The organism is Pedobacter africanus (genome assembly GCF_900176535.1).
GTDB lineage: Bacteria > Bacteroidota > Bacteroidia > Sphingobacteriales > Sphingobacteriaceae > Pedobacter > Pedobacter africanus.
Genome location: NZ_FWXT01000001.1, coordinates 3,041,930 through 3,064,838 on the forward strand (window position 1 = coordinate 3,041,930; position 22,909 = coordinate 3,064,838).

Annotated in this window: 20 protein-coding genes; 19 read left to right on the forward strand and 1 reads right to left on the reverse strand. The window is 40.2% G+C overall.

What is annotated here, in order from left to right:
* The 19 genes from B9A91_RS12755 (at window position 1) to B9A91_RS24135 (ending at window position 22,542) form a co-directional block, all read left to right on the forward strand.
* Window positions 1-1,062, forward strand: coding sequence for a hypothetical protein (locus B9A91_RS12755; protein ID WP_144008911.1), 1,062 nt, complete (start codon window positions 1-3; stop codon window positions 1,060-1,062).
* A gap of 15 nt (window positions 1,063-1,077) precedes the next feature.
* Window positions 1,078-1,932, forward strand: coding sequence for a hypothetical protein (locus tag B9A91_RS12760; RefSeq protein ID WP_144008912.1), 855 nt, complete (start codon window positions 1,078-1,080; stop codon window positions 1,930-1,932).
* 1 nt (window position 1,933) lies between these two features.
* Complete coding sequence (locus B9A91_RS12765) at window positions 1,934-2,863, forward strand: hypothetical protein (protein WP_084239097.1); 930 nt, start codon at window positions 1,934-1,936, stop codon at window positions 2,861-2,863.
* Window positions 2,860-3,804: a hypothetical protein gene (locus B9A91_RS12770; RefSeq protein ID WP_084239100.1), complete on the forward strand. Its 945-nt coding sequence runs from the start codon at window positions 2,860-2,862 to the stop codon at window positions 3,802-3,804. The genes B9A91_RS12765 and B9A91_RS12770 overlap by 4 nt, the downstream gene beginning before the upstream one ends.
* Window positions 3,805-3,809: 5 nt before the next feature.
* Complete coding sequence (locus B9A91_RS12775) at window positions 3,810-4,730, forward strand: hypothetical protein (RefSeq protein ID WP_084239102.1); 921 nt, start codon at window positions 3,810-3,812, stop codon at window positions 4,728-4,730.
* Entirely contained in the window at window positions 4,727-5,773 is a 1,047-nt protein-coding gene (locus B9A91_RS12780; protein ID WP_084239104.1) for a hypothetical protein, read from the forward strand. The genes B9A91_RS12775 and B9A91_RS12780 overlap by 4 nt, the downstream gene beginning before the upstream one ends.
* 129 nt (window positions 5,774-5,902) lie before the next feature.
* Complete coding sequence (locus B9A91_RS12785; RefSeq protein ID WP_159451689.1) at window positions 5,903-6,577, forward strand: hypothetical protein; 675 nt, start codon at window positions 5,903-5,905, stop codon at window positions 6,575-6,577.
* Window positions 6,567-7,565 (forward strand): tail fiber protein, encoded by a 999-nt coding sequence (locus B9A91_RS12790; RefSeq protein WP_144008914.1) that lies wholly within the window; start codon window positions 6,567-6,569, stop codon window positions 7,563-7,565. Before B9A91_RS12785 ends, B9A91_RS12790 begins: the two co-directional genes overlap by 11 nt.
* 39 nt (window positions 7,566-7,604) lie before the next feature.
* A complete protein-coding gene (locus B9A91_RS12795; RefSeq protein WP_084239110.1) occupies window positions 7,605-8,540 on the forward strand; it encodes a hypothetical protein in 936 nt (311 codons plus the stop codon).
* 6 nt (window positions 8,541-8,546) lie between these two features.
* A complete protein-coding gene (locus B9A91_RS12800; protein ID WP_084239112.1) occupies window positions 8,547-9,464 on the forward strand; it encodes a hypothetical protein in 918 nt (305 codons plus the stop codon).
* Window positions 9,465-9,590: 126 nt separating this feature from the next.
* The gene (locus tag B9A91_RS12805) at window positions 9,591-9,974 is read left to right on the forward strand and encodes a hypothetical protein (protein ID WP_084239114.1); all 384 of its coding nucleotides are present in this window, start codon (window positions 9,591-9,593) and stop codon (window positions 9,972-9,974) included.
* A 243-nt stretch (window positions 9,975-10,217) separates the two neighbouring features.
* Window positions 10,218-10,490: a helix-turn-helix domain-containing protein gene (locus tag B9A91_RS12810; protein ID WP_159451690.1), complete on the forward strand. Its 273-nt coding sequence runs from the start codon at window positions 10,218-10,220 to the stop codon at window positions 10,488-10,490.
* 150 nt (window positions 10,491-10,640) lie between these two features.
* Entirely contained in the window at window positions 10,641-11,582 is a 942-nt protein-coding gene (locus B9A91_RS12815; protein ID WP_084239119.1) for a DUF4200 domain-containing protein, read from the forward strand.
* Between the two features lie 22 nt (window positions 11,583-11,604).
* Window positions 11,605-12,150 carry an OmpH/Skp family outer membrane protein gene (locus B9A91_RS12820; RefSeq protein ID WP_084239121.1) on the forward strand — a complete coding sequence of 182 codons (546 nt, stop codon included), beginning with the start codon at window positions 11,605-11,607 and terminating at the stop codon, window positions 12,148-12,150.
* 4 nt (window positions 12,151-12,154) lie between these two features.
* Window positions 12,155-12,757 carry a hypothetical protein gene (locus tag B9A91_RS12825; RefSeq protein WP_144008915.1) on the forward strand — a complete coding sequence of 201 codons (603 nt, stop codon included), beginning with the start codon at window positions 12,155-12,157 and terminating at the stop codon, window positions 12,755-12,757.
* 9 nt (window positions 12,758-12,766) lie between these two features.
* Window positions 12,767-17,914, forward strand: a complete 5,148-nt coding sequence (locus B9A91_RS12830; protein WP_144008916.1) for a fimbria/pilus outer membrane usher protein — start codon at window positions 12,767-12,769, stop codon at window positions 17,912-17,914.
* A gap of 9 nt (window positions 17,915-17,923) precedes the next feature.
* Entirely contained in the window at window positions 17,924-21,841 is a 3,918-nt protein-coding gene (locus B9A91_RS12835; RefSeq protein WP_084239128.1) for an RHS repeat domain-containing protein, read from the forward strand.
* Complete coding sequence (locus B9A91_RS12840; RefSeq protein WP_084239130.1) at window positions 21,838-22,071, forward strand: hypothetical protein; 234 nt, start codon at window positions 21,838-21,840, stop codon at window positions 22,069-22,071. The genes B9A91_RS12835 and B9A91_RS12840 overlap by 4 nt, the downstream gene beginning before the upstream one ends.
* Window positions 22,072-22,383: 312 nt before the next feature.
* Window positions 22,384-22,542, forward strand: a complete 159-nt coding sequence (locus tag B9A91_RS24135) for a hypothetical protein (RefSeq protein ID WP_159451691.1) — start codon at window positions 22,384-22,386, stop codon at window positions 22,540-22,542.
* Between the two features lie 137 nt (window positions 22,543-22,679).
* On the opposite strand, the gene B9A91_RS12850 is transcribed toward B9A91_RS24135, so the two are convergent.
* The gene (locus tag B9A91_RS12850; RefSeq protein WP_084239134.1) at window positions 22,680-22,907 is read right to left on the reverse strand and encodes a hypothetical protein; all 228 of its coding nucleotides are present in this window, start codon (window positions 22,905-22,907) and stop codon (window positions 22,680-22,682) included.
* Window positions 22,908-22,909 lie beyond the last annotated feature (2 nt).

A 22,909-nucleotide genomic window follows, 5' to 3' on the forward strand; every position in this document is an offset into this window, starting at 1 on the left:
ATGAAACACAATTGTAATACTGATAACGTATTTAAGCTTTGCCTTGCCTTATTTGCAGGATTTATATCCTTTAACAACTGTTTGGCTCAAACAAATGAAATTAACGTAAGTGACACCAGGTCTGTAAATGATCTGCCGGGGTTTTTACAACGCAAAGTTAGGTTTGACTTTAAAGAGCGAGCTGTTGTGAGTGTACCAGGCTCTGGAGAATATTCGGCCACGATGACGATTGCGCCATGGGAAAACGCATCTGGAGGTAAAAACCATCAACTTAATTTTAATGATGGCGGTATATTCTATAGAACCGGTACTCATAGCTCAAGCTCTTGGGAGCAGTGGAAAAAACTGCTTATTGAGGATACAAATGGAAGAATTGGTATTGGTACAGAGAGCCCCCTGGCAAAAATAGACGTTAGAGGAAATATTTTAGAAAGTGAATATGGTGTCATTAATCCGGTTTTAAATGTTTTTTCAAGCAATACACCCGCAATTGGTGCCGGTGCCTCGATTTCGTTAGGGGGCAAGACAAATAATGCTACTCCCGAATACGCATTTGCTTATCTATCAGGCGGCAAAGAAAGTGACTTGGCGAATAATTATGCAGGATATTTTGCCATTCGTACTGTTTCCGGAGGCAGTAATGGTGAAGTTCAGAGTGCGAATTACGAAAGATTCAGAATAACATCTTCGGGTGATGTTGGAATAGGAACAACCGATCCGAAGGGTTATAAACTAGCCGTAAACGGTAAAGTTCGTGCCCAAGAAATCAAAGTCGAGGCCTCGCCCTGGCCGGATTACGTTTTTACAAAAGATTACCAACTCCCAAGCCTTCAGGAAACAGAGAAACACATCAAAGACAAAGGACATTTGCCAGGCATTCCTTCGGCCGCAGAAGTAAAGGCTAACGGAATTGATTTAGGGGAAATGAATGCCAAGCTGTTGCAGAAGATTGAGGAGCTGACCCTGCATTTGATAGAAAAGGACAAAAAAGATAAAGAACAACAAAGTACCATCGAAAAGCTTCAAGAACAAGTGATGATGATTCTAAAGAAAGTAAAATAAACTAACAGTCAAAATATGAAAAGATTATTATTTATTTTTTTGTTATACTGGATTTGTTCAGATATAAACGCTCAGACTCCAACTCAGATTATAAATTTTCCTGTTACAAAATATGTTTTTGTAGGCAGTCTGTTTATGGACAATACTTCATCTGCAAACTCTCAAAAAATCATTGTTAAAATATATGGGGGAGGATGGTTTGAAGACTCTAATGGTGAAACAGCTTATTATATTTCTAATAGGGAAGGTCTAAATGTTCGGCAAGTTAGCCTTGGGGGATCAGCCAATTCTCATCTTCCGATAAAGGCATATCAGAATGGAACTAATATAGATTTCTATATCGTGCCTAACGCGGCAATTTACACATCGTTTGCGGTAAGTTCCTTTTCGTATGGATATGGGCTTACGCCTCAATATGTTACCATTACCGAGCAAACAACTACTCCCGAGGGAAATGACATTACCGCTTCTGCTTCCATCAAAACCGTGACTTCAACTGATGGTAATGGAAATGTTGGAATCGGAACCACAGATCCAAGAGGTTACAAGTTGGCTGTAAATGGAAAAGTAAGAGCCCAGGAGATAAAGGTTGAAGCTTCACCATGGCCGGACTATGTTTTTGCAAAAGACTACGAGCTCCCAACCCTTCAGGAAACAGAAAAACACATTAAAGACAAAGGGCATCTGCCGGGCATTCCTTCTGCTGCAGAAGTAAAAGCCAACGGGGTTGATTTAGGGGAAATGAATGCGAAGTTGCTGCAGAAGATAGAGGAGCTGACGCTGCATTTGATAGAGATGAAAAAAACGAGTGACCTGCAAAATGATAAACACACGAAAGAAATTGAATATCTAAAATCAAAGATTAAATAGTATGAAACATTATCTAATCACGATTGGACTGTTTATTTATTCCATATCTGTTACAGCACAAACAAATTCATTTCCGCCAAATGGAAATGCTGGTATCGGTACGGAAGATCTGGTAGCTAATCTTACGATCGGTGAATACGGAGGATCAATAGCTTTAAGGGATAGAACGACATCGATATCTGGAACGTCTTCACTAGGTAGATTAAAATTCTATGATTATTACGGCGAAGCGGCCAATATCGCGCTTGAACATAATTATTATTTTGGCAGCACACCCCGAGCCATGCTATTTTCAGTTAACGGCAGTGAAAGGCTGCGAATAACGTCGAATGGAAATGTTGGCATCGGCTTAGCTGACCCTATCGTGCCATTTCATATATCCCGGTATGGCGCAAATGTTATTGGTGACCTTACTCTAATTAGTCGTTTTACCGATCCTACAGGTATAAAAGGTGTGTCATTAGGCTATAATCAATCATCTCAGGCTGGAATAATATATTCTGAAAATAATACCGGAGTTGGTTCCCCTTTAGAATTCTGGACATATAACGGTAGTTCATTTGCGTCCAGAATGGTATTTACCCAAGGAGGAAATTTGGGAATAGGAATTAATTCGCCATCTGATAAACTGGCCGTAAACGGGAACATTCGTGCTAAAGAAATCAAAGTAGAAACCGCCAACTGGCCAGATTATGTCTTCGCAAAAGACTATCAGCTCCCAACCCTTCAGGAAACAGAAAGGCACATTAAAGACAAAGGCCATTTGCCGGGCATTCCTTCTGCTGCTGAAGTAAGCGCTAATGGCGTTGATTTAGGGGCAATGAATGCGAAGCTGCTGCAAAAGATAGAGGAGTTAACGCTGCATTTGATAAGGTTGGAGAAGGAGAATCAGGAGGTTAAAAATCAAGTTAAAAGACTACTAGAGAAATGAAAAAGGCTTTATTAAGTGTGTTTATGCTTTTAATAGCGTTTGTTGTTAAATCACAAACTATTATATCTGGCAATTATAAGGTTATTGACATAGGAAATAATGGCTATGGAGATTATACCAAATCGCTAATACTATTACACGAGGTGTATAACGGAACGTTTATAGAGCACAATTTCGCTTCAGGAACAATAACTGCGATGCGGGGCAGCAGCTCTTCTGGAAACCGGCAAAATGTGGCCTTGATAAACACTTCATCTTCATATAATGGTACAGTAGGAGCACTATCATCTTTTGATGATTATGATACCATTTGGAAATTGAAAACCTGTATGTATCAGGGGAAAAAGTACATGGCCGTGGATGTACCCTATAATCCTGCATATCATGACCTGGGCTTTAAATTTCTTGGAGCAACAGCTTCAACAGGCGAAAACATGAAATGCGTGTCGTATGAAGTCAATGGTCAACCGGTTAATCAGAACCTGCTTAGCAATATACTAGACTATTCTCCAACCCTTAGGGAAACTCATGATGTTTATAGCCTGAATGTTACAGGTAATTTAGGCATTGGAGTAGGCAATCCGCAAGATAAACTTGCCGTCAATGGAAAAATACGTGCCCACGAGATCAAAGTGGAAACTGCCAACTGGCCAGATTATGTCTTTGCAAAAGACCACCAGCTGCCAACGCTTCAGGAAACAGAAAAACATATTAAAGACAAAGGCCATTTGCCGGGTATTCCTTCTGCAGCGGAAGTGAAAGCCAATGGGATTGATTTGGGGGAAATGAACGCGAAGCTGCTGCAGAAGATTGAGGAGTTAACGCTGTATTTGATTGAGATGAAGAAAGATAACATTGCAGACAAAACCAGCATCAATGAGCTAAAAACGCTAACCGATAAACTACAATTGGAGATTGATCAATTAAAATCAAAAAAATAACCTTCATGAAAAGAGCAGTAATAATTTTTATTATAACATTATGTAGCTATGAGATTTTTGCTCAGGCGGATAGCTTAAATATACATGATACCAGAAGTGCTGGTACTTCGCCCGCTGATTATAGTCGAATGCTAAAGGCTCATTTTAAATATTCCAATGTTTTGGGATTACCTTGGGGTGGAAGTTCATATCATACTGTGATCGGATTAAGGGGTTGGAGTGACAACACCGGCGGTAAGGCTCATGAACTTGCCTTTTCTGACGATGGTAGATTTTTTTTTCGTTCGGGTTACACACCCAATTGGGAAGGATGGAGACAAATTCTTGTTTCTAGTGAAAATGGCAATTATGGAATAGGAACATTTACTCCAATTGGAAAATTTGATGTTAGGGGAAATGCATTTATTGGAACTACAGATCTTGTTCTAGGATCCACTGGATCTTTTGTTCAAATAGATCAGGGAGCAATTGCGGGAGATACTTTTACGCAGATTAGGGCCTTTAGCGGCGGGGGCAATGCAGTAAATGATTTGATTCTCCAAAATACGGGGGGAAATGTCGGTATCGGAACTGCCAATCCTAAAGGGTATAGACTGGCAGTGGCAGGTAATATGATTGCAGAATCTGTTAAGGTAAGCCTTCAGAACAACTGGCCGGATTATGTCTTTGCAAAAGATTACCAACTTCCAACGCTTCAGGAAACGGAAAAGCATATTAAAGACAAAGGCCATTTGCAGGGTATTCCTTCTGCCGCGGAAGTAAAAGCCAATGGTATTGATTTAGGGGAGATGAATGCTAAGCTGCTGCAGAAAATAGAAGAACTGACCTTGCATTTGATAGAGCAAAACAAAATGCTCAAGACTCAGCAAAACGCATTGAAAGTTCAGCAACAAGAAATCAACGCTCTAAAATCAAATAGAAAATGAAGATCAATTATAAAGCAATAGCCGTGGCCATGTTATTTCCTATCTCAGTAGCTGCGCAAAGTAGAAACGACGCAGGGTTAAGAGGGGATGCTGGTGCAACCTCCGGTTTTTTTGAAGCAAGTGCGCCTATCAATTTTCCAAATGGAGCAACTGGCTGGTGGCATTTACTCGATGTAAGGCATAGTAATCCAAATAACTATGCTATGCAATTTTCCGGGAATTTTTATGATCAGGACCTTTTCTTTAGGAAAACAAACGACAATCCAAGTACTGCCTGGAGTAAAGTATTGTTAGAAACAAATGGCAAAGTTGGTATCGGTACAAACAGCCCGGTAAAAAAGCTTGAAGTTAATGGAGATATTTTTAACAGAGGTATTCTGTATCAAGATACCAATAGTGGTTTAGGTTCGGCAGCTCACGGCATAAGCTGGTACTCTACCGGTTATACTACTTGGTTTGACTATATGGCACCTGCAGGGTCAACAAATGCCCCCAGTGGAACTGCTGCACCTGCTGATGCTGCTTCCGGAGTGACAACCTGGGCGCTCCGATCCAATATAGAGAACAGTCCAAGTTACGGATGGATTTTTGAATCCGGTCAAAACGGACTGGGAAATGCTCCTACTGTTAAGTTTGCTATTAACGCGAGTAATGGCACATTTCATTCCGTTGGCGATGGAATAGTTGATGGAAATCTGGGAGTTGGCACTACAGATACAAAAGGTTACAAGCTGGCTGTAAACGGAAAAGTGCGAGCCCAGGAAATAAAGGTTGAAACAGCCAACTGGCCAGACTATGTCTTTGCAAAAGACTACGAGCTTTCAACGCTTCAGGAAACAGAAAAACACATTAAAGACAAAGGCCATTTGCCAGGTATTCCTTCTGCTGATGAGGTGAAAGCCAACGGGGTTGATTTAGGGGAAATGAACGCGAAGCTGCTGCAGAAAATAGAAGAGCTGACGCTGCATTTGATTGAGAAAGACAGGCACATAGAGAACATGGAAAGTAGGTTAAAAAAAGTGGAAACCCTATTAATAAAATAACTTAACTATATGAAAAAATTATTCCTCTTGCCGCTCTTATTATCTGCCATGATAAAAGCAAATGCGCAACAAACAGTGCAAACTACATTATCTATAAGTAGTAATGGAGTGAATTCTACAGAGATTTTAATGTACAAAGAAGACAACTCCAGCTACCATAGTCTTTCTTCAAATCATAGTGGTTTTGGCCTTTACAATAGCACAACCAACGCATATTCATTTCATGTAACTTCTAATGACTTTTTTGGAATCGGTACCTCAACCCCTTCACGGAAGTTGGATGTAAATGGAGGTATTAATGCAACAGGATATTACCTGAAGAATTCAGGTTCGTCAGATTATCCTGGGTCATATTTACATCGTTTGAGAGCTGAGGATGGGAATTTCTATGTCGATGGAGATGTTGGAGGTTCAACGTATGCTCCAGCGCTCACTGTTCATAGGCTAGGAAATGTAGGCATAGGGACGGCAGATATGCGTGGATACAAACTGGCCGTAAATGGTAAGGTTCGCGCACAAGAGATCAAAGTAGAAACTGCCAACTGGCCGGATTATGTCTTTGCAAAAGACTATTCTCTCCCAACGCTTCAGGAAACAGAAAAGCACATTAAAGATAAAGGGCATTTGCCGGGTATTCCTTCTGCTGCGGAGGTAAAAGCCAATGGAATTGATTTAGGGGAAATGAACGCGAAGTTGTTGCAGAAGATAGAGGAACTGACGCTGCATTTGATTGAGATAAATGAGATAGTTAAGCGGCAGCAAAACGAGATCAATCACTTAAAAGTTAAATGCGATGAAAGATAAAATACTGTTGCTCATTTTGATGATGCCAATATCTCTGATGGCTCAAATTCTAGGATCTAACCCAGGGGATAATGTAGAGGTGTCGTCTGTAAGTGGAAGCACTACAAACACTTTTATGAATAAGAACTGGCTGTTGCGAATTCAAAGTGGTAATGATTGGACTACTGCCAAACTACATAATGGAATTAGTGTTGATGATTCGTTTCTTGTACCGGGAGTAAATTCCAAAACCTGGTGGGAACGAGACCCGTATCGTAATATTCAATCGTGGGGGAATAACTCAGATTCTTATCTAACGATAAATCAGGGAAAAATTGGCATAAACACAATGAATCCAACAGTTGGTTTACAATTGGGCGATTTAAATGCCAACATTGGTTCAAAGCAAATACTGATACCAGGAGTATATAATTTTGAAAGGCTAATGTTAGGCCATTTGGGCAATGGGAATATGGCTCTGGAGATGGTTAATCATTCTGGAATAGCTTCCTCATATGGAGTCAGACTGATGGCCAATATAGATGCAGGGGCTCAGGGATTAATGTTTCAGTATGCAACGTCGAAAGGCGACTATAATTTGCTGGATTATCAAACTTCATTTTTTATGGGAATTAGTGGCAATGTAGGAATAGGCACAGTAGTTCCATCAGATAAACTCTCAGTAAATGGTAAAATCCGCGCTCACGAGATAAAAGTAGAAACCGCCAACTGGCCGGATTATGTTTTTGCCAAGGACTACCAGCTTCCAACGCTTCAGGAAACAGAAAAACACATTAAGGATAAAGGCCATTTGCCGGGCATTCCTTCTGCCGCGGATGTAAAAGCCAACGGGGTTGATTTAGGAGAAATGAATGCCAAACTGCTGCAGAAGATTGAGGAACTGACGCTGCATTTGATAAGGTTGGAAAAAGAGAATAAAAACCAGGCGCTGCTGAATCAGCAATATCAAAATGACATCAAAATGCTTAAGGCAAAGGTGATCAAATGATAGCCCTTAATCCATTGATTATATAACATAACCTTAGAAATGAATAAATTCTTAACCTTGTTTTTTTTCGGAATTCTTTTTACGCTGTCGGCTTATAGTCAGAACTATGATCATATTCTGAATTATAATTTAAACACCACATCTACCTATGGGGTCAAAATTAAGACTAACCTGCCGTTTGAGCCGGATGGGGGCATGCCCACTATAACCATTAAAGGGTATAACTACGGTACGGCAGATCCTATAAGTTTAACACTGATTTATTACGTTTGGAGGGGCACTCCCGGTGATCCGAACACTTATTACTTCTCTAATCCAATAGTGTCATCTTCAGGCGCTTACACACCGCCAATCTATCTGAGTAACGAGGGTGGCAAAGTAGTTATATTCATCGACGATAGGTCTTACTTCCAAAGGCTTACAGTAAGCGCTTTTGGACAGGGCGATAATGAAACGCTTAGTTGGTTTCAGGGGTGGACAGCGGCTGATGAACCACTTGGCAGTACATATACAGTAGGTGTTCCTTATCGCAATAGGTTTGCAGGAGAAGTTTATATGCCTGGCAATAGTTTGTGGAAAACAGATGGTGTAGGAATAGGAACCGGAGATTTGAGAGGGTATAAGTTAGCCGTAAATGGGAAGATCAGAGCTCAGGAAATAAAAGTTGAAGCTTCACCTTGGCCAGATTATGTCTTCGCAAAAGACTACCAACTCCCAACCCTTCAGGAAACAGAAAAACACATTAAAGACAAAGGCCATTTGCCGGGCATTCCTTCTGCCGCGGAAGTAAAGGCGAATGGGATTGACTTAGGAGAAATGAATGCCAAGCTGCTGCAGAAAATTGAGGAGCTGACGCTGCATTTGATTGAAAAGGATACCGCTTTGAAACTTCAAAAGGAAACTCTTGATGAACAACAGTTACAGCTTAAAAAGCTACAGGAACAAATTAATTCAATCGTTCAAAAATTAAAATAGCCTGATATGAAAGTCCCAATTCTAAGTTTTCTCTCTGTATTTTTTGCTTCTTCAGTTTATGCTCAGGACGCGAACTATAATACGGTAACTACAACCTCAACAGATTCAAACAGTCCGGTCTCCATCAGAATACTTGGACAAAATGATCCTGTAGGAGAGACAAGTGTTAGAAAAATATCTTTTGATTTTTCTGCAGCAGGAAAAGCTCAAATCCAGGCTTATAGAAATAATTCCATGGGAACTACATTGCAATTTTTAACAAATGATGATGGGGATCCGCTTGGAGGTTCCCCATCTATAAGAATGCAGATCAGTCGGAATGGTCATGTTGGCATCGGTACAACTGCCCCTGCATCCAGACTGTCTGTTTTTCATGAATCAGGATACGGAAAGGTGGCTTCGTTTAGCAGTGCGCTTGGTGATGAGCAGGTAGGTATTGGTGCAGAAAGTAACGGTTTTTCATGGGTAGGAACTACATCTAATCATAATTTCCAGATTTACGCCAATAACGATGCAAAGATGTCGGTATTGGCCAATGGAAATGTCGGTATAGGTACTGCTATGCCCAATTCAAAACTGGCGGTTAATGGCAACATCCGCGCTCATGAGATCAAAGTAGAGACGGCCAACTGGCCAGACTATGTCTTTGCAAAAGACTATGAGCTTCCAACGCTTCAGGAAACTGAAAAGCACATTAAAGACAAAGGCCATTTGCCGGGTATTCCTTCTGCCGCGGAAGTAAAAGCTAATGGAATTGATTTAGGGGAAATGAATGCGAAGCTGCTGCAGAAGATAGAGGAGCTGACACTTCATTTGATAAATGAAAATAAAGAAAATACCGAAACCAAGAAAAAATTGAGAGCGTGCGAAGAAAAGATTAAAGCATTGACCGAACTCATATTACCATCAACCCATTCGAACTAATCCAAAACCCTATATTAAAGTTTCAAAATGCAGAAGTTAAAAACGCCTATTTAAGTAAAACTAAGCAGGTTGTCTCTTCTACTAGCGCTGGTGTATTAAAGTAATAAAAACTAAAATAAAATAAATATGAAACTCATCGTTCAGATTTTCATTAGTCTTGTTTTTCTTTCCATTGCAAAAGGTCATGCAGCTAGTGCGGCGTTGAATAACACTTGCATGCTTATTAAATCTATTGATAGCTGTGTTGAGAACCTTTTTTTTAAATCTAATTATTTAAAAAGTCTTCAATATATCGAAGGATGTGTGGAAGGTAGAGAAACAAGTAAAAAAAAGTTTGGTAATTGTATTGACAATATGGTCAGAAATTCGGGAATAAAAAGCTCTGTTTATTATGGTTATATTTTTAGATATCGTAAGAAAACAGATTTTTATGCTGATAAAAAAAATGGTTGTCATGGTATGAGAGAAATAAGTGTAAAAACTTACGCTGGAAATAGCTTACTTCACTAATATTGGCATTATCTAAAAAAACGACGTGCCGGGGCAATTTTTAGCCCCGGCTTTTTTTATGTATTCAGGTTTTTTTGGTTCGGTCGGTTCTTTTTTATGCGTTAAAAGTAGTTTAAACGCGGTTTTTCCGCTCAAAAAAAATATTTTAAAATATTTTCAGAAAAATAACAAAGGGCAAACTGGTTGCCCTTACTATTCTTAGTATTGGAAGGTTGTTCAGGCAAAAAATGAATGGCAGTTATTATGAGAATAGTTTTAACGCAGATCGAAAACACTTATGATTTGGAACTCATGGAACAGCAGTTTTACACTGAACTGGGTATCGCTATCCGTAGCCACAGGAGGTCAAAGAATTTGTCGCAGGATTACATGGCCAAAAAGCTGAATATTTCGCAGACTGCCTATAGTAAAATTGAAGCCGGGAAGTCTGGTTTTTCTGCCTTCAGGCTAAGGCATATTTTTAAACTTTTAGGGATAGATCCGCGCATCATAATTGCACCCATTTTAGAGGGTTGAGCTGAATTGTCATGAAAATATTCCTCCCGGTTATATTTTATAACCTGGGGTTCTTCTTTAGTACTGGGGGTTATGCGAATGTTCTTTTTTGTTAAGAATGAGTGATTTAGCTTTAGCTGTCTAAGTATTTCACTCTTATCACAACAGGTTATGAAGAAAATTTACACCCTGATTCTGGCAGTTTCATCACTTGCCGCAACGGCTCAAACGAACAATGATTTTCCGGTTACGGGAAGTGCCACAATTTATGACTATTCTCCCCGGCTTTATTTAAAAAGGAGCTCGAATGAAGGTGGGTTTATACAAGGGATACAAACGCAGCTTTTGGATGGAACAAACAACTGGTTTTTTGGAGCTGTACATGAGGGCAAATGGACAGTAGGCAAAGGCGATTATCAAAACGAGAAACTGACTGTTTTGAATAATGGGAATGTTGGAGTGGGAAATGATTCTCCTGTAGAGAAACTCGACATAAACGGTCGAATAAAGGCAGGCGATAGGATTTATGCAAATTCCACAGATGTTAATGCGTTAAGCTTGGTACAGGCTTATAACTCTGCAGGAGGCCCTTCTGTTCTTCGTAGCTATTCTGGTACTTCTTACTGGGATTTTGCAGCTAACCAAGGTGCTGGAGGAAACTCCTTATTTATTGGGAGAGGAATAGATTTATCCACAGATAATGCTGCAATTACTGTAGTGTCAAATAACAATGTAGGGATTGGAACTTCCACACCTAATTCCAAACTCGCAGTGAATGGGAATATTAGAGCCCACGAAATCAAAGTAGAAACCGCCAACTGGCCGGATTACGTCTTTGCAGAAGACTACGAGCTTCCAACCCTTCAGGAAACAGAAAAGCACATTAAAGACAAAGGCCATTTGCCGGGGATTCCTTCTGCCGCGGATGTAAAAGCTAATGGGGTCGATTTAGGAGAAATGAATGCAAAGCTGCTGCAGAAGATAGAAGAGCTGACGCTGCATTTGATAGAAAAGGATAAGGAGATAAAACAGCTTAAAAAAGATCGGAAAATTATCGGAAGCCTGCAAGAAAGATTGGAACAGTTGGAAGCCAAAGTAAGTAACCAGAAATGAGAAACTAATAATTAAAGAATAAATGAAACCAAAAGAACAAACGCAAAAATCAATTCAAACAATCATCAATGTAGCTAGTATAGCAGCAATACTATTTCTGATCGTTTACATTTTTATTTTGAAAAATGACCGGATCGTATATGTTGATTCCGGTAAAATCATGAATGAATATAAAGGGGCAATTCAGGCAAAGAAAGCCTACGAGGCAAAGACCAAATCGTGGCAGGCAAACATTGATACTTTAACGCTGGACTTTCAGAATGGCATGCGGAAATATGAAAAAGATATGGCGGGAATGTCAGCAAAAGAAAAGGAACTTTCTAAGCAATTGTTGAATAGCAAACAAAAGCAACTGAACGATTACCAGCGTGCCATACAGGAAAATGCGAGACAGGAGGATGGCAAGCTTTACCAGGGAATTGTTACCGAGATCAATGCATTCCTTTTAAAATATGGAAAAGACCACAATTACAAAATGATATTGATTGCCAATCAGTCTGGTACCATAGCTTACGCAAGAGAAGGCCTGGACGTGACTGCTGAGGTTCTGAAAGAACTAAATAAATAAGCATATGAATCGATTCAGCTATTTGCTACTTGTACTAATACACATCACTGTTTTATTCCAGTCCTGTAGTCCTACAATAAAAAGTAAAGCAGAATTGCAGGCCTACCTGAATGACCAGGATAATGGTTTAACAGAGACTACTCAAAAGTCAGACGTTGCGATAAAAATGACCTGGCAGCCCTGGCAGCTTATTGCAAATAAACTGGGCAGCCCGAAAGACAAAACCAATACAGGTTCATCTCCTTTTGCTGAAAACCTATACTTCATTTTAAGCTTATCTAAAGGCAACAAGGAACTGTTAAGACAATTGCCTTTTGAAACCTATAGTGAAATGGTGCAGGTGCTTTCGTTCAGGATGCAAAATTTCATCTCGGCAGAATTAGGGAAAACTAGTATAGAACCGGTTGAATGTGTATTCCAGCAAACATATGGAATGACAGAGGCCAATATGCTGCTGCTGGTTTTTAACAAAAAAGATGTTGGAGAAGCTGACAACCTAACCATCTCCTTAAAGGAGTTCGGTTTGGGGCTGGGCAATTTAGAATTCCCTTTCAAGCTTAAAAATATCAACCAAATAGAGAAACTGGACTATGGTAAAATTTTATAGATGTATTTTATGCTTTTAAAGAAAAAACGCAGAAACAAGATAACCAGGGTGATTGTAGCATTCCTGTTGTTGTCTATTTTAAACCAGGTAGTTGCGCCTACGGTAGCATTTGCTTTAACCTCAGGGCCAACTGCTCCGGAGGCTACCAGTTTTGAACCGATAGATACCACGGACATGGTAAATCCGCTGACAGGCGATTTTACCTATAATTTGCCGCTGTTGGAGGTTCCTGGGCCTGAGGGTGGATATCCGCTTTCCCTGTCTTATCATGCAGGTATACAGCCCAATGAAGATGCCAGTTGGGTAGGGTTAGGCTGGACACTTAATCCCGGTGCAATTACCAGAAGTGTAAATGGTTTTCCTGACGATTGGGTGGGCACAAATATTTCAAGAAGGGATTATTGGGATGGAGGAACACAAACAACTTATAATATTGGTGTATCACTTGGAGCGCCAGGACCAGCAGGAAATGTGTCTTTTGGACTTTCTTTTTCGCAAGATACCTATCGTGGTTTTGGTATTGGCGCAAATGTAGGACTAGGCTTGGGAATTGGGCAAACGGGCTTGGGATGGAATGTTGGTGTTGGTGTTTCGCCTTTTGGTGACGCTTACATCAGTGCCGGTGTGGATTATGGAAGAGGAATTACAAAAGGCATTTCTGGTAGCATCGGTTTAGGAATTACAACGAATTTTGAGAGTATATCGGGTAACGCTTCAGGAGGGATTGGCTATTCTATACCGTCATCGTCAGGGAAAAGCTATCGAGGATCACTTTTAGGAGCATCAATATCTAGTGAGGGAGGAAGCCCGTCATTTGCTGCCGGAGGTATGTCTGCTTCAACTGAAAATAATAAAGCAGGAAATATTAGTACTTCATCGACAGGCTTTTCTATTGGAATTCCAATTCTTCCATTGGTAAATATAAATCTGGGCTACAGTAAAGTGAGATACTGGTCAGACGAAACAAGTAATACGAGCATTATAGGAAGTTTGACACCGTTTTCAATCGGTGCGCCGGATGATCAGGCTTACGACAATTATGGCCTGCGTGATATGGACGATCCTATTTTTGCCAATATCGATCCAGGAAAAGGGCAAGGTGGAGCATTCCCCGATTTTGATATTTATACCGTGTGTAGCCAAGGTTTGAATGGGAGCATGCGGCCTTATCATTTTCAAGGCCAATTACTTTCCCAAAATAGAAAAGATGCCAACAATACGAGGCTTATACAATATTTTCGTACAAGAAGTTCAGGTAGCTCTCTCTCAGCACAATCCAGATTCAGGTTTGTAAATGACTTTTCAAATTCGTATCGGCAAACATATCCAGACTATTCAAGTGGGAATGTAGATCTCAAGGCAACCGAACCTCCGTTCGATAACAATCCGCAATATGGCAATAGCGATGGTACTTTCGGTTATGAACCACTTGTTGACAAATTGGCAGGGTCAAAATCGATAGAATATTTCACCGCTTCCGGAGGAACAATTATAGGAACCTCCGGATCAGCCTTTATACAACCTACCGCCCATGGTCTTATCAGAAATCTCCATTCATCTGGTAGTGGACATATAGAGGGTTTTAAAATAACAAATTCAAGCGGGGTAACCTATCATTATAACTTACCCGCATATAGCTATGGAGAAGAACTTTACCAGGAAAAAATAGGAGGTAACTCTTCAAATCGTCAAATACGTACTGAAGGTTACGCTTACACCTGGTACCTCACATCTATAACTGGACCGGATTATGTAGATAAGAATAACAACCAGAAATTAGATGAGGGTGATTGGGGATATTGGGTAAATTTTGAGTATGGAAAGTGGTGTGATGACTATGTATGGAGAAATCCCTCTGAGGGCTATCATCGGGACGAAGATAATGCATTTCAGGATGTTTCAATGGGAAAGAAAGAACTTTACTATTTGAATGCTATAAGAACAAGAAGCCATATCGCCATTTTCGAAAAAGAGACCAGATTGGATGCAAAAGGCGCATCTTCGCTTATATTTAACAAAGCGGCTCAAAATAGATATGAGCATACGGAGGGCATATTTGATGCAAATTCTGCCAAAAGTTTAAAGCTTAATAAAATCTATTTGCTGAATACTTCCGATGCTAATTTAGTTACCCCAGGCAGTTCAGGAACTTCGTTTTATGGAAATGTTGTAGATAACAATGATATTGATGCTGTTGGAAGGAGTAATGTTGAGGCAAAAGCAATTCGGGTTATAGATTTTAATTACGATTACAACCTATGTAAAGGAACAACCAATAGTTTTGATCCTTCTGCTGTAAGCCAGAAATCAGGGAAATTAAGTCTGTCCTCTCTGCGCTTTAGAGGCGTTGGGGGGGCTAACCTAACCCCTCCAATCGAATTCGAATACAATCTTAGTGGTGCCGAATTAAAAACTGCCTCTGGTACATTAAGTTCAACATCTTTTTTAAGTTCCAGTAGCACTTTTGAGGTAGGAGATCTTTTAGAAACAGATGAAGTCAGCTCTGTATACTGCGGAGTGATCATTGCTAAAGAACAGACAGGATCAAATTATCTTTATACACTTAAAAAATCAAGGTACAGTGCGGGTTCTACTACTAAACAAGTAAGAACGACTAAAAATCCACCATATGATAAAGATGCTTTTGATATGTGGGGAACGTACAAGTCTGATTATGAGTATTCTCTTAATGAGAATTTTTCAAGATTAACCAGTTCCGTTTCTAACCAATCTTCGGATGTATGGTCTTTAAGGAAAATAAAAACCAATCTGGGATCGGAAATAACAGTGAATTATGAGGGGGATACCTATAACAAATCTGTTCTAAACAAAAATCTGTCGATGATGATAACAGATTTTAACAGAGTTGCTCAAAACTCATGGGTACTCACTATCAATACGAATGGACAGGATCTTAGAAAATTTTATAAAATTAATGATGAACCTGATTTTCTTTTTTTATTAGAATATTATCAACTCATTCCTCCAAATGGTTATGATACCCGTTATACTGTATATTCTCCATTAAATTCTGCAGGTTTTAAACCTTATGTAGAAAATGTTACTGTTAATGAACTTCATATTAAAGTAAGCAGTGAATTTGATTTTCTTATGGATGGGTATTATGATTTATTTGGAAATGGTGGTAGCGCATTGGTCACCGGAAATATAAAGGTCACCGGAGGATCGAAGTATTACGGTGGTGGAATCCGGGTTAAGTCAATGCAGATTGATGACATGTTGGCCAACCAGCACCGAACAAATTATTCATACAATTTATTGGATAATTCCAGTAGCTCTGGGGTAACATCTTATGAGCCTGTTGTTTATGAGGTGGATGGTGCCGCGCAGTACGGACAACTAGCAAAAGATACTTATAGGAATAAGCTTTATCAGGAGATGGATCAGTTGTTTCAGGTTGCGCGTGAAGTACCTGCACCAGGCGTAATGTATGAGTATGTGACGGTAGAGAATGAGGTATATCACCCTGGTTCGCAAATCCCCGTTAAATCAGATGGAAAAACGGTGTATCAGTTTGAGGTTTTCAGAAATAATATGGCTGGAAAAGTTCAGGCTTCAGCAGCTCAAAGTGGTTCAGCAAATGGAAAATCTCAGTCTATAAAAAATCTTGTGTTCAAGAAATTTATAGCCTCATTGGGCGCTTTAAAAAGAACCATCAGATATGATTCTCAAAATAAAAAACTATCGGAGACAATTAACCATTACCTCCACGATGGTTTGGAGAGCCTGTCTCTAGCTGATTTTATGAGTCAGTATGAACAACGGTTAAACCAATTTTATTATCAAGGCCTTTTAAAAGAACGCTATTCTGAGGTAAAAGAAGTAAGACAGAATAATGGATCGTATAATGTGAAGGCCACATTTAGCGCTAAAGAAGAATTCCCAGCTGTTCCACTTGGACAAACAACAAAAGATTACGTGTCTGGTGTTGAAATGGGAACGGAGAACCTGGCTTTTGATTTCTACAGTGGGGCTTTAACAAAAATGATATCGAAAGATGCCTATGGCAATAGGTTCCTAACTGAGATAGAGCCTGCATATAGGAAGTATAGCGCAATGGGACTGAAAAGTATGAACGGAAGCTTTGGAAATATGCTCACTCAGGAAGCATCTAAAACCATTTATAAGGTAAATACTGCGAATCAGTACCAAGGTGTAGTTTCTGCTTTCTCGCAAACATGGTCGAATAATATTAGGATAGACGATGAAAATGGTGATCCTACAACTTATGGGCAATCTGATATTTGGAGAAGCAAAGGAACGTACCAATGGATGAGCCCAGGCGCAAGTGCTAACAATGTTACTCCAATTGGACTGTTTACTTCTTTTAATCATTCTGGTAGTAATCCCTCATCCTGGAAAAAGACGGGTGAAGTAACCAGATATAATGTTTATTCAGCGGCTTTAGAAGGAACGGATATCAATAACCATTATGCTTCGAGCAGAATGGGATATAAAAGTTCAAAAGTGATTGTTAGTGCATCACCTGCAAGGCAGATGGAAATTGCCTACACTGGTGCGGAAGATGCCTTTCTACCAAATGGTAAATTTAGTTCTGGCGTAGCCTTGGGATCGGGTACAATTGACAATTCTGTAGCGCATACAGGCTCAAAAAGTGTGAGCCTGGCTGTGGGAGCCACGGGGCTAACTTATCAGGTTGCTTTATCGGACTTAGATCCAACCAGAAGAGATTATCAAATCTCGGTGTGGGTGAAATCAGCAGATATTTCTAATGCACGTTTATTTTATGAGCTTGATAATCAAGGTGCGCAAATGGTTACCCCTACTTTTCAGAAAACAGCTGCTGGATGGTATTTGCTGGAGATGCGTGTTCCGGCATCTGCTCTTGTTTCAGGAAACAACCTGGTTGTTGGCTGTAAAAATGTTGGTGGGGCTCATGCAATCAATTTTGATGATTTCAGGTTCCAGCCATTCAATGCGCCGACAACCAGCTATGTATATGACAACACAACAGGGCAGGTAACTTATATTTTAGACAATAATAATTTGTTTGTTAAATACGAATATGACGCGATCGGTCGCCTTGTTAAAGTGTATAAGGAAGTGTTAGGTAAATCTGCAATACCACTCGTGAAAGAGATTGCCTACAACTATGCAAAGCCGTTAACTCAATAAATTACTGTTATGTATAAAAGAATTCTTTTCCTGTTTCTGGGTTTAAACTTATGGGCAGGCTTATCATTTGCACAGGATATTCATAGTAGTTCTGCCCTCATCTTACCTCAGTCACCCGCCACAAGTTATGTAGTCGGTTCTGGTCAGAATGTTAGGATCACCTCTTCGCAGTCTGTTACCCTGGGCCCAGGAACCTGGCTTCAGCAAGGTTCAACAGTTAGTATAAAAATCGGGAACTCGCCGATCATTAACCCTGCACCAAATAATCCAGCTGCGGATTTGGATAAAAACTGGGTACAAACCAAATCTTATGACGATGATGGTAATCTTGTTGGGGAGTCGAAATCGTTTTACGACAAGACGGGAAAGGCTTTGCAGAACCAGGTAAAAAGCATCTCTGCTGGTCATGTTTTGGCTAGTCAGCCAGTGTATGACGCTTTGGGAAGGCCAGCGGTACAAACGCTTGCTGCGCCAATTAATAATGCAGGGTTTGCATATAAAGGAGGTTTTGTAACAAATGGCTCCGGTACAGCTTATACTTACGAGAACTTTGATCAATCCAAAACAAATAACCCAGATCCAATAGGGAATAGCGCAGAGGGAACTTTGGGATGGTATTATAGTAACAACAACACTATTGATCCATTTGTACCCGCAACTTCATATCCTTACAGCAGGGTAGATTATTACAAAGACGGCACCGGTGCAGCAAAACGTTCTGCTGCCGTAGGTGAGCAACTAAAAATGGGAGCCGGGCATGAAGAAAGCTCATTTGTAATGCCTGTAGCAAATGAATTGGATTTTTACCTGCAAATACGCAATAAGTTTTTTCCTTCTTCAGTTGTTGGAGAAGTACCGACATCTATGGTTGCTAATGCAGCGCAAAGCATTGTACATGATGCCAATGGAAAGGAGGCTGTTGTTATAGCAGATAAATCGGGCAGTCAGCTGATGTCTGCCAGGCCCGGAACAGACCTCTCTGTAACCAATACCGTAACTATTAACCCCGAGGGCAAGAGTGTACATTACTTTAAGCTGTTAACACCGGGTACGGTAGCGGTATCATCTGGAACCCAGTATAAATTATACAATATGTCTGGGGATGAACAGGAAATCAGCTGGAACGGAAACAGCAGTTTAAGCGCTGGTTATTACAAACTGGTAGCCACAGGTGGGCCAACCGATCTGGTAACTTTTACCTATGTGAATGGTTACACTGATATCAGCTATAATTTTTACAATGAGCTGGGGCAGTTACTTGCCTCAATAGCTCCCAACGGTGTAAAGGCATTAATCACTAATGGATTAAACAGTTACGCCACATTAGGAGATGTTCCCTTTGTAAATACCAATGAATACGACCTTCAGGGTAGGCTCATTGCAGCTACGCAAACAGATGCTGGCCGCACCGAATTCATCTATAGAAAAGATGGAAGTATTCGTTTTTCTCAAAATACACTTCAGCGTAATGCCAGCCCATCCCGTTTCTCTTATGTAAATTACGATAGATGGGGCAGATCTATTGAATCCGGAGAATATGTTTCGGGAACTATTTCCTTTACAGGAGCCAAAACTGATGAGACCCTTCAGGAAAATACTGAAGCCGATGGTGGTTTAACAGGAGGGACAAAATTAGCGCAGGTGAAAACACACTATGATCTGGCCGATAACAGCCATGGTTTGGGCAGTTACCTGCAGGATGAAAGTTTCTTAAAGGGCGCAGTTAGTTTTACTGAAAATGAAAATGTAAAAACCTGGTACAATTATGATGCGGAAGGAAGGGTGTCCTGGATGGTTAAGCGGGTTACGGGCCTTGGAACTAAAACTGTAGACTATACTTACGATGCAAAAGGCAATGTGAGTAAGGTAGATTTTCAGCGGGACAATAATGCCGAGCGTTTTACACATGAATATGAGTACGATGCCGACAACCGGTTAAAGATTGCCTATACTTCGGCTTCAGGCGCTGCCAAAAAAGAACAGGCCAGATATTATTATTACCTGCACGGGCCTTTAAAGCGTGTAGAACTGGCTGAGAATCTGCAAGGGACAGATTATACGTATACTCCGCAAGGATGGTTAAAAACCATCAATCATCCACTGGCAGGAAATGACCCGGGAGCAGATGGCTCACAGAATGGCTTCGGTACTGATGCGTTTGGAATGACGATGGAGTATTTTAATGGAGATTATATCCGAAATAATGTAGGTATTGCAAGTTTGGCAACAGGCGGACAACCCTCGTACAACGGTAACATTATGGGCCAAAGCTGGAAAAGCCAGAAGCCGCAGTCTGTTGTGAGTACTTATGGTGCTGGTGTGAACAACCCTGCAATGGTTACCTACAATTATGATGACAAGTATCAGTTTGACAACAATAAATACGGCGCACCTAATTTTAGCGGCAATAGTTTTACAGAAGTCCTTAACGCCAACCGCGAACATGGTTTGAGTTACGATGCCAATGGAAACATAAAAACGCTCAATCGGACCAATGCAGCCGGAGCAAGTACAGCAGCTTTTAATTACAATTATCAAAGCAATACCAATAAACTGGCCAGTGTAGATAATTATGCTTCGTATAGTTATGATGTGCTGGGGCAGATGACAGGGCAGCAAAGAACCAGTGGACAAGGTTTTTATGTTGAATACGATGTAAATGGCAAAGTAACAGCGATCTACTCGGATGCAGCGAAAACACAACTACGTATTTCCTTTGCTTATGATGAGGCTGATCTGCGGATACGGAAAACAGATCATATTCAAAATGTAATAAGTTATTACTTCCATGATGCGTCGGGCAATGTGCTAGCCATTTATGACAATAAAGGAACTGCATTGCAGCAGAAAGAAATGCCGGTTTATGCTGCTTCCCGAATTGGTATGTACAATAGATCGGGCAACAGTTATCAGTACGAACTCACAGACCATTTGGGTAACGTAAGGGTAGTGTTAAATGGCGCTAAACAAGGAAATGGTCAGGCCGATGTAGTTTATTACTCTGACTATTATCCTTTTGGTAGTCCTTTTACATTGGCTACTAACGATTACCGTTATGGCTACCAGGGTCAATATGCTGAAGTAGATAAGGAAACCGGCTGGAACAACTTTGAATTGAGAATGTATGATCCGGAGATTGGACGATGGATGAGTACAGATCCTTATGGGCAGTATTACTCCCCATATCTGGCAATGGGAAATAATCCAGTGTCCTCTGTAGACCCTGATGGGGGACAGGATAGTGATCCAAAAAATAAGTATAGGAAAAATGGTGATACTTATGAAGGGGAGAATCTAAATGAGGTTAAAATTGTAGCAGAACGTTGGTCGGCTCATAGAGTTTATCAAGAAAGGGCGCAACGAGGCTGGCAAGGGGAAGCCCGTTTTTCTGGGCCAAGAGGTGCTGAGATCAGAAGATGGTATGAAAATCAGATATATGCATATTCATGGAATAAAGACAATCCATTTCAAGATGCAATCTATTCAGCGGTTTCGTTTTATGCGACGGGAGAAGTAGGTGGAGCTGCCATAAAAGGAATATGGAATTTTGGAAAGGCAGCTTATTTAAGTAGATTTGCCCCAACCGTAGGCAATTTATCTGGAGATGTTGCTAGTACTTTTCAATTTGGTAGATACAGTGAAGTGGTTTTGGATCAACCGGTAGTATTATCTCGTTATTATGATAACATTAATGCCTTTGCAAAAGGGAGGTTTATGACTACTAGTTTATCGAAGTTTCGCATATTAGATAGAATTGGTATGGCAATAAGGCCTTCTTGGAATAGTATGACGAAAGTTGCTCACTGGGAACTTCCAGCTGGAACAACTGTATATCGGGGAAAAGCTGCAATGCAATTCCCATGGATTGGAGGTAAAACCCAATATTTTGTTCCAGATCTTGGAAATTTAACAAGAGTTATAAGATGATTAGACTTAGAATTACAGAAGTGAATTTTACTACCAAAGAGAATTGGCTGTTTCGTTTAGTGGACGATGAAAAAAATGAGTACTATATAATGAATCAACTATTTTATGAAGCCCAAAACCTCAAAAGTCCTATTACAAAGAGGGAGTTGGATCAATATGATAAAGGTTACATCATAAAAGCATTGATAAAGCAGTTTGACAACAAAAATGTGGTTATTGAAATCTTGTAGCTAATTTGTTGGTCGAGGGAATGTAAGTTTAAGAGTTTTAGTTAAGCCTCCTTTCCACCCAACGCCAACACCATGCAACTCTAAAGAAAGACGTGTCGGGGCAATTTTTTAGCCCCGACATTTTTTATGAATTCAAGTTTTTTTGGGTTTGGCCGGTTCTCTTGTAGGCCTTTAAAGCAGTGTGAATGCGGTTTTTCCGCCTGAAAAAAATATTTTAAAATATTTTCAGAAAAATAACAAAGGGCAAACTGGTTGCCCTTACTATTCTTAGTATTGAAAGGTTGTTCAGGCAAGAAATGAACAGCGGGTATTATGAGAATAGTTTTAACGCAGATCGAAGCCACTTATGATTTGGAACTCCTGGAACAGCAGTTTTATACCGAACTGGGTATCGCTATCCGTAGCTACAGGAGGTCAAGAATTTGCCGGATTACATGGCCAAAAGCTGAATATTTCGCAGAATGTCTATAGTAAAATGGAAGCAGGGATGTCTGGTTTTTCTGCCTTCAGGCTAAAGCATATTTTAAACTTTTAGGGATAGATCCGCGGGTCAGTCAAAATGGTTTGACCATATGCCTCTTGATTAGTTTCATGTATATCGTAAATTTTCAACGCATCTCAAATAGATCAGCTATGCCATCTTCACCTAGTTCCTCCCATAACATGTCCCTAGCCCATTGCGCTTTATTGGCTTCTGCTTCATCTTGGGAATGCTTTGCTAAGCCACGCAATTTCTGATCGTAATTCCAAATTGCTAAAGAAAGTTTACCAACATTCAACGCCTGGTTAGCTTCGTGGCTTTCCTCAGGAAGGTTAAATTCTAAAATCATTTTCATCG

Coding starts and splice junctions, on each gene's coding strand:
- B9A91_RS12780 (WP_084239104.1), top strand. CDS start 4,727: ATGAAGATCAATTATAAAGCAATAGCCGTGGCCATGTTATTTCCTATC.
- B9A91_RS12795 (WP_084239110.1), top strand. CDS start 7,605: ATGAATAAATTCTTAACCTTGTTTTTTTTCGGAATTCTTTTTACGCTG.
- B9A91_RS12825 (WP_144008915.1), top strand. CDS start 12,155: ATGAATCGATTCAGCTATTTGCTACTTGTACTAATACACATCACTGTT.
- B9A91_RS12800 (WP_084239112.1), top strand. CDS start 8,547: ATGAAAGTCCCAATTCTAAGTTTTCTCTCTGTATTTTTTGCTTCTTCA.
- B9A91_RS12765 (WP_084239097.1), top strand. CDS start 1,934: ATGAAACATTATCTAATCACGATTGGACTGTTTATTTATTCCATATCT.
- B9A91_RS24135 (WP_159451691.1), top strand. CDS start 22,384: ATGAGAATAGTTTTAACGCAGATCGAAGCCACTTATGATTTGGAACTC.
- B9A91_RS12815 (WP_084239119.1), top strand. CDS start 10,641: ATGAAGAAAATTTACACCCTGATTCTGGCAGTTTCATCACTTGCCGCA.
- B9A91_RS12775 (WP_084239102.1), top strand. CDS start 3,810: ATGAAAAGAGCAGTAATAATTTTTATTATAACATTATGTAGCTATGAG.
- B9A91_RS12760 (WP_144008912.1), top strand. CDS start 1,078: ATGAAAAGATTATTATTTATTTTTTTGTTATACTGGATTTGTTCAGAT.
- B9A91_RS12840 (WP_084239130.1), top strand. CDS start 21,838: ATGATTAGACTTAGAATTACAGAAGTGAATTTTACTACCAAAGAGAAT.
- B9A91_RS12830 (WP_144008916.1), top strand. CDS start 12,767: ATGCTTTTAAAGAAAAAACGCAGAAACAAGATAACCAGGGTGATTGTA.
- B9A91_RS12850 (WP_084239134.1), bottom strand. CDS start 22,907: ATGAAAATGATTTTAGAATTTAACCTTCCTGAGGAAAGCCACGAAGCT.
- B9A91_RS12755 (WP_144008911.1), top strand. CDS start 1: ATGAAACACAATTGTAATACTGATAACGTATTTAAGCTTTGCCTTGCC.
- B9A91_RS12805 (WP_084239114.1), top strand. CDS start 9,591: ATGAAACTCATCGTTCAGATTTTCATTAGTCTTGTTTTTCTTTCCATT.
- B9A91_RS12785 (WP_159451689.1), top strand. CDS start 5,903: ATGTACAAAGAAGACAACTCCAGCTACCATAGTCTTTCTTCAAATCAT.
- B9A91_RS12835 (WP_084239128.1), top strand. CDS start 17,924: ATGTATAAAAGAATTCTTTTCCTGTTTCTGGGTTTAAACTTATGGGCA.
- B9A91_RS12790 (WP_144008914.1), top strand. CDS start 6,567: ATGAAAGATAAAATACTGTTGCTCATTTTGATGATGCCAATATCTCTG.
- B9A91_RS12820 (WP_084239121.1), top strand. CDS start 11,605: ATGAAACCAAAAGAACAAACGCAAAAATCAATTCAAACAATCATCAAT.
- B9A91_RS12810 (WP_159451690.1), top strand. CDS start 10,218: ATGAGAATAGTTTTAACGCAGATCGAAAACACTTATGATTTGGAACTC.
- B9A91_RS12770 (WP_084239100.1), top strand. CDS start 2,860: ATGAAAAAGGCTTTATTAAGTGTGTTTATGCTTTTAATAGCGTTTGTT.